Source organism: Duganella sp. 1411 (assembly GCF_017833525.1).
Classification (GTDB): domain Bacteria; phylum Pseudomonadota; class Gammaproteobacteria; order Burkholderiales; family Burkholderiaceae_D; genus Rugamonas.
The window spans coordinates 361,970-374,160 of the sequence record NZ_JAFICD010000002.1; the positions used below are offsets into that span (position 1 = coordinate 361,970).

At 67.9% G+C, this 12,191-nt stretch carries 10 protein-coding genes; 6 read left to right on the forward strand and 4 right to left on the reverse strand.

Going from position 1 to position 12,191, the window contains the following annotated elements; genetic code table 11:
- Window positions 1-5: 5 nt before the first annotated feature.
- Both JOD97_RS13240 and JOD97_RS13245 read right to left on the reverse strand, forming a co-directional pair.
- A complete protein-coding gene (locus JOD97_RS13240) occupies window positions 6-1,337 on the reverse strand; it encodes a hypothetical protein (RefSeq protein WP_209718211.1) in 1,332 nt (443 codons plus the stop codon).
- A 98-nt stretch (window positions 1,338-1,435) separates the two neighbouring features.
- The gene (locus JOD97_RS13245; protein WP_209718214.1) at window positions 1,436-4,774 is read right to left on the reverse strand and encodes a penicillin-binding transpeptidase domain-containing protein; all 3,339 of its coding nucleotides are present in this window, start codon (window positions 4,772-4,774) and stop codon (window positions 1,436-1,438) included.
- A 201-nt stretch (window positions 4,775-4,975) separates the two neighbouring features.
- Here JOD97_RS13245 and JOD97_RS13250 point away from each other — a divergent pair, with 201 nt between their 5' ends.
- From JOD97_RS13250 to JOD97_RS13265, 3 genes are all read left to right on the forward strand, one after another.
- Complete coding sequence (locus JOD97_RS13250; protein WP_209718217.1) at window positions 4,976-5,215, forward strand: hypothetical protein; 240 nt, start codon at window positions 4,976-4,978, stop codon at window positions 5,213-5,215.
- Between the two features lie 227 nt (window positions 5,216-5,442).
- Window positions 5,443-6,204, forward strand: coding sequence for a hypothetical protein (locus JOD97_RS33260; RefSeq protein ID WP_373999846.1), 762 nt, complete (start codon window positions 5,443-5,445; stop codon window positions 6,202-6,204).
- Window positions 6,205-6,215: 11 nt separating this feature from the next.
- Window positions 6,216-6,914 (forward strand): ribonuclease HI family protein, encoded by a 699-nt coding sequence (locus JOD97_RS13265; RefSeq protein ID WP_209718220.1) that lies wholly within the window; start codon window positions 6,216-6,218, stop codon window positions 6,912-6,914.
- A 60-nt stretch (window positions 6,915-6,974) separates the two neighbouring features.
- On the opposite strand, the gene JOD97_RS13270 is transcribed toward JOD97_RS13265, so the two are convergent.
- Both JOD97_RS13270 and JOD97_RS13275 read right to left on the reverse strand, forming a co-directional pair.
- Entirely contained in the window at window positions 6,975-8,603 is a 1,629-nt protein-coding gene (locus JOD97_RS13270; RefSeq protein WP_209718223.1) for a methyl-accepting chemotaxis protein, read from the reverse strand.
- A gap of 78 nt (window positions 8,604-8,681) precedes the next feature.
- Window positions 8,682-9,176 carry a chemotaxis protein CheW gene (locus JOD97_RS13275; protein WP_209718226.1) on the reverse strand — a complete coding sequence of 165 codons (495 nt, stop codon included), beginning with the start codon at window positions 9,174-9,176 and terminating at the stop codon, window positions 8,682-8,684.
- A 241-nt stretch (window positions 9,177-9,417) separates the two neighbouring features.
- Between JOD97_RS13275 and JOD97_RS13280 the strand changes: the two genes are divergently transcribed.
- The 3 genes from JOD97_RS13280 to JOD97_RS13290 are packed head-to-tail and all read left to right on the forward strand — an operon-like array spanning window position 9,418 to window position 12,190.
- Entirely contained in the window at window positions 9,418-10,077 is a 660-nt protein-coding gene (locus JOD97_RS13280; RefSeq protein ID WP_209718229.1) for an HD domain-containing protein, read from the forward strand.
- A gap of 47 nt (window positions 10,078-10,124) precedes the next feature.
- On the forward strand, window positions 10,125-11,381 hold the full coding sequence (locus tag JOD97_RS13285; protein WP_209718232.1) for an MFS transporter: 1,257 nt from the start codon (window positions 10,125-10,127) through the stop codon (window positions 11,379-11,381).
- Complete coding sequence (locus JOD97_RS13290; protein WP_209718235.1) at window positions 11,378-12,190, forward strand: ABC transporter substrate-binding protein; 813 nt, start codon at window positions 11,378-11,380, stop codon at window positions 12,188-12,190. The genes JOD97_RS13285 and JOD97_RS13290 overlap by 4 nt, the downstream gene beginning before the upstream one ends.
- Window position 12,191 lies beyond the last annotated feature (1 nt).

Below are 12,191 nucleotides of genomic sequence, written 5' to 3' on the forward strand. Positions count from 1 at the left end.
CTCCTTCATCGTGCCGCACTGGCGGCCTGCAGCTTATCGATCGCTTCGTTGCGGCGCTTGCGCAGCGTCGGCATCGAAATCCCGTCCAGCGCCGCCAACTGCCGCAACGTCGGCAGCTCGCCGGTGGCCGGGTCCAGCCAGGCATCCGGATACGTGTCGTCGGCGGCGCCCAGCAGCTTGTGGTACACCGCAAGGCGAATCGGCAGCGATTCGTCGCCCAGGACCCGCAATGCCCAGCTACCGGTTTGCTGGGCGGCGCGCGCCAATTCCATGTAGCGGGGGGGCAGGGAAAGCGCTTCCGCCACCTTCCGCTCCGCCGCCACGGCGGCCACCTCCCGCGCCGGCGGTTCGTCCTCGTCCTCAACGGCGATATCGGCGGCCCCGCCCTGCTCCTCCGCCTCACATCCGTCGGGCGCGGCGGCCAGTATGCGGTCGTCGTCGAACGCGCCGCCTTGCGCCTCGCGCAGCTCGGACTCGCCGCTCACTCGCCACAAGTCCTCCAGCCACGACGCGGCCTCGCCGGCGTCGCCCTGCCAATCGTCGGCGCTGTCCATATTGGACGACAATTCCTCATAATCGCCGATCTCGGTCAACATGTCGGCGATTTTGCCGGGACTGTTTTTCAGGCTGGCGAAGCGCTTGGACTTGGTGTGCAGCGGGCCGGGCGCACCGCCGAAGCGCTCCAGCGACTCGCTCCAGCGAATGATCCATTCCGCCTTGCAGCCGCCGATGGACTTCATCTGCCGCACCTCGATAGGGCTGCCCTCCAGCGCGCGGCCCAGTATCGCCCCGACCTGCTCTTGATGCTCCCGCCAGGCGGCGAACAGGCCGGCGATCTCGCGGTAGGCCGTGTCGAGCATGCGATACGTGTAGATCTTATTCGGCGAACATTCGCGCCCGGTGGTGACGATGTAGTTGTCGGCATCGACCTTGTCGCGCAGGCAGGCGTACATGTCGTTGACCTTCTTGCGCATCACGCCATCGGCCGCCGCGTCGAGCCAGAAGGCGCCGCTGCGCGCGTGCTCACCGGCGACGGCGGCCGCGAAGGCCTGCCAAAAGCCGGGATGCGCTTGCAGTTCGTACAACAGGCCAAGCGACAGTTCGTAGACGCTTTCACCATAGCTGTTGCCCTCGGCCTCTGCGCGCCCCGAGTGCGAGCCCGCGCGCAGCGCTGCCGCCGCCGCGTCGGTATAGGCGTCCAGCAGCGCCGCGTGCCGCGCTGGTTCGAGCATGTGGTGCATATCGAGCCGCTGGAAAGCCTGCAACGAGCAGTGTCCCAACAGCTTGCGCACCTGTTCCCAGCCATGCTCCTGGTACCGGGTTCCTGGCAACCGCATAAGGTCCTGTAAATGATAGAAAAACAAAAATGGGCGCTATGGCTCACGCTTATAAATAATGCCACAGACGGACCGCTTCCATTATCCCGTTTACAAGCCTATTTCCCCTTCTGTTCCCCCTTCTGTTCCCCCTTCTGTGCCGCCAGCGTGGAGAGCATCGCGGCGACCACCGGCGCCGCGTGCGCGCCGCCGGTAAGCTCCGAGTGGCTGACGAAGGCCGCCATCGCCAGGCGGTGGGTCTGGCCGGGCAGGCTGCCCGGTTCCAGCCAGCCGGTGAACCAGACGGTGGCCGTGTCGTCGCCGGTGGGCGCGGTGCCGGTTTTGCCGTACAAGCCTGGACGCACGCCCGCCAGCGCCGCGCCGCCGAAAGCACCGGCGCCGGTGCCGACATCGACCACGCCCTTCATGCCCGCCTTGATGCGGTCCAGACGGATGCCGATCGGCTTCATCGCCGGCACCACGCTATCCGCGCCATCGAGCGACAGCAGCATGCGCGGCGCCACCACCTTGCCCTGCCCGACCGCCGCCGACGCCAGCGCCATTTGCAGCGGCGTGACCTGCATGCGCAGGCCGATCGCCATCTGCCGCAGTTCGTGGCGGGTGTGGATGGTGTCGATGTGGGCGGGCGTGGCTTGCAGCGCATCCCAGCTGCGCCAGTTGAAGTCGGCCGGCAGCAATCCGCCGTCCAGGCGCACCGCCCGCTCGAAGCCCAGCCGGTGCGCGGCCGCCACGATCGGGCGCACGCTATCGAGGGCGTCGGCGTCGAGCGCCTGCACGTCGGGCGCGCCACCGTCGGGCCGGCCGAACAAGCTATGGTCGCTCAATTCGCCGGACCAGGCGAACCAGGTATTGAGGCTGTAGGTGAGCGCCTGCGCCAGGCCCAGACGGCCCTCCTGTGCGCGACGGTCGACGCTTTGCTCGCGATAGTTGGTGATGTGCGCCAGTTTGGTATCGAGCGGATAAATGGCGGCGTCGGTCTGGAAGCCGAAACCGCGCTCCCTGGCCAGGCGGTTGATCGCGCCCAGCGGCATGCCGCCCAGCAGCGCCTCGATTTGCGGATCGGTTTTGGCGGCCATCTCGAGCCCCAGCGCGCTGACCACTTTAAAGGTGGACCCGGGACTTTGATGGGCGCCGCCGTCGTGCTGCAACGCCGGCAGCCGCAGAGGACTGCGCGCGGGGCTGGTGCGGTCGAAATCGCGCACTTCCGCCCAGTTGCCGCTGCCGACCTCCCCCGCCCCGGCGCCGGCGGCTGCCAGCACGTCGCCGGTTTCGGTATCGAGGATGACCAAACCGGCATGCCTGCCCTCCGGCGCGGCGCGGCCGCCGGTGCAGCGCTTGCCATCCCAGCCGCCCTGGCGCATGCCGACACAGTCGAGGATACGCTGCCCGAGCGCCTGCAACGGCAGGTCGAGCGTCAGCCTGGCGTCGACCTGGGCGCCCGCCGATGGCAGGCGCGCAAGCATGCCGGCAACGCTGTTGACATGCTCCGGACCGATACCCAGCAACGGCGCCAGTCCGGCATCGATGGCGGCCTGCGTCGGCGCGCCGTCGTTCCACAGCGGCGTGCCGTTGCGGTCCTCCAGCCGCACCGGCGCCGGCGCGGCGGCGCGGGCCGGATTGACACCGGCCTCGGTCAGCGCGAGCGGCTGCCACACCACCTTGCCGCCGGCGACGCGCAAGTGGCGGTATTTCTGGTCCTCCGGCGCGTTGAAGTCGAGCGGCTGCAGATCGATCGCCACGCCCCGCGCGCCCGCCTGCAGCGTGAGCGTGAGCTGCTGGACATCGCTGTCGGCGGCGCAGGCGCGGCCAGTGCAGGCGGCCTCCAATTGAACGCTGGCGCCGGACACGCCACCGCTGGCAACGCGCCCCGCCACCATCATCCGCAGCGTTTCGCCGCCGGCCGCAGGGCGCGGCAGGGCCAGCGCCAGACGCAGGACAGGCCGGGCCCCGGTCGTCTCGGCCGCGCGCGGCCAGCGCGCCACCCGCGTCCACGGCTGCCAGCCCTGCGGCAGCGAAGCGAACAAACGCGAGGCGGCGACCGGCATCTGGCTGGTGGTGGCGACCATCACCGGCGCCCCACCGGCGTTCGCCGGACCGGCGACGCTGGCGCTCCAGTCCAACACCATGCCGTCGGGCGCCTTGACCCGCCACGCCAGCAGCCGGCGCTCGCTGTTATAAATGTCGATTTGCTGGCGCACGTAGACGCCGTCGGCCTGTTGGTACAAGCGCTTGAACAATTTGGTGGTGGCGGCATCGGCCTTGACCTGCTTCCAGCTCGCCAGCTCGGCGGCGCGCGCCGGCGCGTCGGCGGCCAGCCATTGCGGCAGATCGCGCGGCGCGAGTTCGATGTTTCCGGCCGTGTCCAGGCGCACCAGGCCATGCTCCTGCAACGCGACGAACAACGCCTGGTCCTCCAAGGCGTCGGGGGCCGCGTCGGCAACCCGATAGCGCCCCGCCGCCAGATACGCGCCGACGGCCTTGCCACGCGACGGGAAGGCCGTCACCAGCGCGGCCCCCGGCACGTTGTCGATAGCGGCCGGGGTGTCGCCGGCCGGCCGGTAGATCCGCACCAGCAGCTCGCCGGCCTGCGGACACATGACGTTGGCGCGCCGCTCGATGCGCAAGGCCGACGACGCGCCCCACAGCAGCCAACCCTGCTGGCGCAGCGCCACCTGGCCGCTGGCGCCCTGCTCGATCTGACCGAAGCCGGCGTCGCTCAGCCAACGCACGCCGGCCTGGCGGCTGGTCCACTTCAATCGCAACGGTTCGCTGAGCGGATCGGTGAAGTCGGCGCGCGCCGTGCCTTCGATCTGCACTTCCGGCATCGCCTCGGCGCCGGTGCCGCTGTCGGATACCAGCAGCACATTGCGCAGCGAGATCTGCACGCTGCCCTCCTGGTTGCGCGCGACCCAGCGCTTGACATCGTCGAAGCGATAGCCGATCCGCAGCGGCAGCAGGCGCGCGTCGGTGCCGGACGGGCCGCGCAACTGGCTGCACAAGTCCACCCTCACCGGCGGCGACGCTTGCATACCAGCAGCGACCAGCAACACGCCGCCCGGGTGGAGGCTGGTGCTGATGCCCGGCCGCGACGGCACCTCGAAGGCGATGCCCGGCATGACCGATTGATAGGCGTTCGCGGCGCGCACATTGTTGGCCGCCTCCGGCGTGCTGGCGGTGGCGGAGGCCAGATGGCGGGCGTGGCCGGCGATCACCGCCCCACCGCCGAGCGCGACGCAGACGGCCGCCGCCGCGATCCAGAGCGCCCGCCGCGAACCGGCCGGGCGCGCGGCGGGAGCGGTATCCGGGCGTATCAACTTCAGCGACGGGCGTCCCGGGCCGCCGCCGGGGCGGGCGCCGGCACGCAGGTTGGCCTGGCGGCGCCGGGCCCGGCGGCGGTCGGCCCAAGCTTGCAGAAAAGTGCTGATGAATGGCGGCATATGCCCCTCGCGCTGGTGGACGGTGTCTCCCCACCCTTAGCGGAGGGGCGGCGAAAACCGCAGCCATCTGCGGGTTTGTCGCGCCTATTCGCAGTTCGCGCCGCGAAAAGCGCGGCTCGTCGCAATCCCGTGGCGCCTTGACGGGGCTTTGCCTAAAGTGAGCACATCGAAACACACTTTTAACCACCGAAAGGAAGCAAAATGAACGTCCTGAAAAACTTCGAAGCCGCATTCATCGTCACCCTCGGCCTGGTCTTCGCCGCCGACTACGCGCTCGACGTGCCGGCGCAAGATCCCGTCACCACCCAGGCGTCGGCACAGCCCATGCAAGTGGTCGTGGTCAGCGCCAAACGCCTGACCGACGAGCAGAAAAAGCAGATGCTCATCGACGACAACCAGACCACGCTGGCCGCCGACGCCACCACGTCGAGCAAGATTTGAACGCGCGCGCCCCCTTCGCCTGTACCTGCCGGGTCACAGGCGAAGCCGGCCCCGCCCCCGCCTCCACGTCCCCGTAGTCCTCGCCCGCACCATCCTCTGTTCGCCAGCGAACAAATCCCCGCATGTTTGTGTCATATGTAAAAAGTTGCATCATTGGGCGCCGCCCCTGTTGGCGCTTGATATAGTTCGTCCCATGTGCTGCAATCGACGCAGACAAGGAGAACATCATGATCAAACGCTCGCACACTGTTTTCGCCGCCGCCATGCTCGCGCTGAGCGCCGCCGCCTTCGCTCCCGCCACCGCGTCCGCGCAGGTCGGTCTGAGCATCGTCATCGGGGACGCCCCGCCGCCACCGCGCTTCGAGAGCGTGCCGGTGGCGCGGCGCGGCTACGTGTGGGCGCCCGGTTACTGGAACTGGGACGGCTACCGCCACGTGTGGGCCGCCGGCCGCTGGGAGCCGGAGCGCCGTGGCGCCCAATACCGGCGCGCCGAATGGATACGCGAAGGCGGCGGCTGGCGCCTGGACCCGGGTGGCTGGGTCACCGTGGACTCGCGTCCGATGGAAGTCGACTACGTGACCGTCGCCCCGCCGCCGCCGCGCTATGAAGTCGTGCCGCCACCGCGCGCCGGCTATATCTGGACGCCCGGTTATTGGGACTGGCGTGGCAACCGCCATGTTTGGGTCGGCGGCAATTGGGTCGGCGCCCGTCCCGGTTACGTTTATACCCAGCCGCGCTGGATCGAGCATGACGGCCGCTGGCAGCGTCAGGACGCCCGCTGGGAACGCGGCCCGTACGGCGATCGCGATCACGACGGCATCCCCAACCGCTACGACCGGCATGATGGCCGCGGCGACCACCACAGCGACTATCGCGGCCGTGGCGACCGCGATCATGACGGTGTGCCGAACCGGTATGACCACGACCGCGATGGCGACGGGGTGCCGAACCGCTACGATCGCCGTCCCGACAATCCGCGCCGCGATTGAGCGTGGCGCCGGTGAGCGATACGGAGTTTGAGGAGCTGGCCACGGCCGCCTACCAGGGCGAGCGCGTGGCCGCTCGTCGTTTGGCGGCGCGCATGCGGCTGACGGAGGCCGACGCGCTGCGGCAGGTGTTGACCGGCGCCGCCGGCCAGGCCGGCTTGCCCAGCCTGATGGCGGAGCGCGCGCGGGCGCGCTTGCGCGACGAGTTGCGGCGCGCCGCCAGGACCGAGGAGAAGGCACAGGCGCTGGCGTTGCGCGAGGCCCGCATGCGGCCGCCGTCGGATGGCTGGCGCGGGTGGTTCGACGGGTCGGCGCATCCCAATCCGGGGCGCATCGGCATCGGCGCGCTGCTGCAGGGGCCTGCCGGGGAACGGGTGGAGATCAGCCGGCGCGCCGGTTATGGCAATAGCGGCGAGGCCGAGTATCTGGCGCTGCAGGCGTTGCTGGAGGCCGCGGCGCGGCTGGGCGCGACCGGGCTGGTGGTGTATGGCGATAGTCAGGTGGTGGTGAATGATGTCAATTTGAGTGCGCAGGCCGTCGCGGCGGGACGTGGTGCCAAGGGATTGGAGGCGCATCGTGCGCGCGTGGTGGAGCTGCTTGGGATGCTGGGGACGGTGAGCTTGCGGTGGGTGCCGCGCCACCGTAACGGCGACGCGGACCGGCTTTCGCAGCAGGCGATCGACCAAAGTGATGGCGTCGATGGTGTGCCGTGATCGGCCCATGCATGCGTCGCGGTGACGCATGCATGGCCGATTACGCTGCGCTAATCCGCCCTACGCGCGGTTGGCGATTTGCAGCGTGCGGCGCGCCGGCGCCGCTGCCTTGGCGGGGCGCTGCTGGAACGCCTTTACCGTGTCGCTTACCTTGAACACGCTGACTGTCTGGGCCAGCAACGCCGCCTGCTGCTGCATCGATTCGGCCGCCGCGGCGGCCTGCTCGACCAGCGCCGCGTTCTGTTGCGTGACGGCGTCCATCGAACCGATCGCCTGATTGACCTCGTTGATGCCGGCGCTTTGCTCGGCGCTGGCGGCGGTGATCTCGGAGATGATGTCGCTGACGCGGTGCACGCTGCTGACGATTTCGTCCATCGTGACGCCGGCGTCGGCCACCAGCCGGCTGCCCAGGTTGACCTTGTCGACCGAGTCGCCGATCAATGCCTTGATCTCCTTCGCCGCCGACGCCGAACGCTGCGCCAGATTGCGCACTTCCGACGCCACGACCGCGAAGCCGCGTCCCTGCTCGCCGGCGCGCGCCGCTTCCACGGCGGCGTTGAGCGCCAGGATATTGGTTTGGAAGGCGATGCCGTCGATGACCGAGATGATGTCGACGATGCGCTTGGACGACTCGTTGATCGAGTCCATCGTGCCGACCACCTCCGCCACCACCGCGCCGCCCTTGACGGCCACTTGCGCCGCCGACGCGGCCAGCTGGTTGGCCTGGCGCGCGTTGTCGGCGTTGTGCTTGACGGTGGACGTCAGCTCCTCCATCGACGATGCGGTTTCCTCCAGCGCGCCGGCCTGCTGCTCGGTGCGGCGCGACAGATCCTGGTTGCCGGCGGCGATTTCGCTCGACGAGGTGGTGATATGGTCGGTGCCGCTGCGTACCTCGGTGACGATGCCCAGCAGGCTGGCGTTCATGTCCTTCAACGCGGCCAGCAACTGGCCGGTTTCGTCCCTGGCGTCGGCGTTGATATGGCCGGTCAGGTCGCCGCTGGCGACGCGGCGCGCCACCACCACCGCCTCGCGCAGCGGACGGGTGATCCCGGTGGTCAGCAGCCACGCGCACACCACGCCGAAGGCCAGCACCAGCGCGGCCAGCACGTACAGCAGGTTGCGGCTGCTGGCGGCGACGGCGTCGATATGGGCGGCGGTGGCGTCGATTTTGGCGCGCTGCATTTTCAGCAGCTCGGCCACCAGCGACTGGTAGGCCACGGTGCAGGGCCGGAACACGGTCTCGAAGACCTTGGTGGACGCCTCAAGCTCGCCGGCGGCCTTCAGCTTGGTGAGCTGGTCGCGCGACGACAGATAGATCTTGCGCTGCTCGCCGATGCGGGCGAACAGCTCCTTCTCGTCGGCGTCGGTGATCAGCGCCTCGATCTTCTTCTGGTAGTCGCCCGACTTGGCCGACGACGCCTTGGCCTCGTCGGCGAAATACGGGCCGAGCGCGGTGTCGGTGCTGCGCGCGATCGCGGTGGTGCGTCGGATAGCGCTATCAATATTGCTTGACCAGTCGCCGATCAGGCGCTCCTTGGCCAGCGGCACCTGCATCATGTCGGCGGTGGCCGAGGCCACGCCCTGCAGGCGCCAGACGCTGATGCCGGTGATGAGCATCGCAAACGCCAGGATGACGGTGAAGCCGAACGCCAGGCGTTTTCCGATGCTGATGTTCTCCAACATATTCATTCTTGTCCCTCTCGATCAAAAACAATGGTGCAACCCGGGATCAGCGTCGGGGCCATGCCCGGCCTGACGGTGTGTCGGTTACGCGGCCAGCGCGGTGTTTTCGGTCAGGCCCATGTCCGCGCTGGACATCAGCTTGTCGATGTCGACCAGGATCAGCATGCGCTCGTCGAGCGTGCCCAGGCCGACGATATGGTCGGTGTTGAGCGCCGAGCCGATTTCCGGCGCCGGCTTGATCTGCTCCGGCAGCAGCGTGGTCACGTCCGAGACGCGGTCCACCACCATGCCCACCACGCGGTGGCCGATGTTGAGGATGATGACGACGGTGAACTGGTCGTAGGTCGGCGTGCCCAGATTGAACTTGATGCGCATGTCGACGATCGGCACGATCAAGCCGCGCAGGTTGACCACGCCCTTGACGAAGTCGGGCGCGTTGGCGATGCGGGTCGGCGCCTCGTAACTGCGGATCTCGCCGACTTTTTGTATATCGATGCCATACTCTTCTTGACCAAGAGTAAACGCCAGATACTCACTGGCGGGGACATAGCCGTGCAATTGGCTGACGTTGCTGGACATTGGGTTTCCTTCATTGCTAAAGTTATGCCGACAATGTTACCTCAAGTCAAGATTTATAGCATCAATAAAATGCGGCAGGGCAACAAATAAGCCTGTTGCATTTTGAAAATTAGCTTTTTGGTAAGTTTTGTGATAACTTGGCAAGCAAACAATTGTTATCCGCGATGGCGTTCGGCTGCACAACTACGGCGCCAGCCTGTATGATTTAAAAACCAACCGTCAGATACGTCATGGGAGAACGATGAATAGCTTGCTGAGCAGCTGGCACCCTCGCCTGGTCGCGCTGGCCGGCGCCGCCCAGGGGTCCGACGGCGCGCACGACACCAACCACCTGCACCGCGTCTGGCGCAACGCCAACCTGCTGCTGGACGACTATCCCGAGGCCGATCCGCTGATCGTGCTGGCCGGCTGCTACCTGCACGATCTGGTCAACCTTCCCAAGAACGATCCGGAGCGCCACCTGGCCTCGCGCAAGGCGGCGCTGCTGGCAAGCCGCCAGCTGGCCGAACTGGACTTCCCGCCCAATAAGCTGGCGGCCGTCGCCCACGCCATCGAGAGCCACAGTTTTTCGGCCGGCATCCGTCCCGAGACCATCGAGGCGAAGATCGTGCAGGACGCCGACCGCCTCGACGCGCTTGGCGCGGTCGGCCTGGCGCGCCTGTTCTACACGGCCGGGCGCATGGGCACCGCGCTGGCGCACGCCGAAGATCCGATGGCGCTGCACCGCGAACTCGATGAAAAAGCCTATGCGCTGGACCACATCGACACCAAGCTGGCCACGCTGCCCGGCAAAATGCAGACCGCCGCCGGCCGCCGCCTGGCGCAAACGCGCCTCAACGAGTTGACGGCCTTCCGCGACACCTTCATCGCCGAATGGGCCGCCAGCCCGGCGGCGCCCTGACCCCGCGTCATGACCGCGCACCACAATCCCCGCACCGCTCCATGCTTATGACCCCACCTGATTCCGCCGCGCCGGCGGCGGCCGCACCGGCCGCGCCGGGCAATCTGAACTTCGTCCTGATCTGCGTGTTCATCGACATGCTGGGCATCGGCCTGATCGTGCCGGTGCTGCCGCTGCTGGTGGGCGAATTCACCGGCTCGCGCGACGACCAATCCTACTGGTTCGGCATCATGAGCGCCTCGTTCGGGCTAATGCAATTCATCTTCATGCCGATGCTCGGCGCCTTCAGCGACCGTGTCGGGCGCCGCCCGGTGCTGCTGTATTCGATGGCCGGCATGTGCATCAACTTCCTGACCACCGCGTGGGCGCCGAACCTGGCGTGCCTGTTCATCGGCCGTATCATCGGCGGCATGTCGTCGGCCAGCATGTCGGTGGCGTCGGCCTACGCGTCGGACATCTCGACGCCGGACAACCGCGCCAAGAGCTTCGGCAAGGTCGGCGCGGCGTTCGGCCTGGGTTTCATCTGCGGGCCGATGCTGGGCGGCCTGCTGGGCGGGGTCGACCTGCATCTGCCGTTCTACGTCGCCGCCGCGCTGTCGGCCGCCAATTTCGTCTACGGCTACTTCGCCGTGCCGGAATCGCTGCCGCAGGCGCGCCGCTCGGCCTTCCACATCGCCAAGATCAACCCCTTCGCCGCGCTGGGCAGGCTGGGACGGCGCCAGGACATCCGCGGCCTGATCGTCACGTTCGCGCTGGTCACCTGCGCGCAGATGATGCTGCAGACGACCTGGGTGCTCTACACCACGTTCCGCTTCGACTGGACGCCGGGCCAGAACGGCGCGGCGCTGTTTTGCGTCGGCGTCACCGCCGCCGTGGTGCAGGCCGGCCTGCTGGGGGTGCTGATCAAGCGCTTCGGCGAGGTGCGCCTGTCGCTGCTGGGGCTGACCTCGGGCTGCCTGACCTACCTGTTCTACGGACTGGCCACCCACGGCTGGATGATGTATGTGCTGATCCTGTGTAACGTGCTGTCGTTCGCCGTCGGCCCGGCGCTACAGGCCATCATCTCCAAGCAAACCCCGCCCGGCGAACAGGGCGAACTGATGGGTTCGCTGCAATCGATCAGCAGCATCGGCGTCATCTTCATGCCGTTGATCGGCGCCGCCATCCTTGGTAAAGTCAGCCATCTGCCGGCCGGCGACTGGCGCATCGGAACCACCTTCTTCGTCTGCGCGGCGATGCAGGCGGCGGCGATCCTGGTGGCGCGGCGCTACTTCGGCAACCATCACATGGAGGCCAAGTCATGACATCCTTCCCGCTCGCGGCCGCGACGGCCGCATTGGTGTCGGCGTTGCTGGCGCCGCACGCCACCGCCGGCTGCTCGCGCGACATCGCCGTTCCGGTATCCGCCAGCGGCGCCAGCGTGATCGCCGAGGGCCATGAGGTCAAAGGCATCTACCCCGACCTGCTGCGCGAGCTGGGGCGCAAGGCCGGCTGCAAATTTGTCTTCACCGTGGTGCCGCGCGCGCGCCAGGTGGCGATGTACCGGATCGGCCAGGCCGACATCCTGGTGCCGGCCTCGCGCACGCCGGAGCGCGACAAGCACGGCACCTTCGTGCCGATGATTCACAACCGCCCGATGCTCATCTCGCTGGCCGGCGACCGCGCGCCGATCGCCAGCGCCCAGGAACTGCTGGAACGGCGCGAGCTGCGCGTGGCGGTGGTGCGCGGCTTCGACTACGGCGAACGCTACACGGCGCTGACCAATGAGCTGGCCAAGCAGGGCCGTTTGTTCAGCGAGGTCGACGTGACGGCCGTGGCGCGCCTGCTGCACGCGGGGGCGGTCGACCTGACCATCATCGGGCCGACGCTGATGTCCGGCGCCATCCGCCGCGAGCCGCGCGTGCAAGGCTTGCAGGAGCGCTTGCGGGTCGAACCGATCCCCGAGCTGGCGTGGAAGTATAGCGGCGCCTACGTGTCGCACGCGCTGAGCAAGGAAGACCAGCGCACGCTGCTCGACGCGCTGGACAAAATGTCGCGCTCACCGCAGGTCATGGACGCCTATCTGCGCCACTTCAGCGCGGACATTTTGAACGACAACGTCCGTCCGCGCTAGC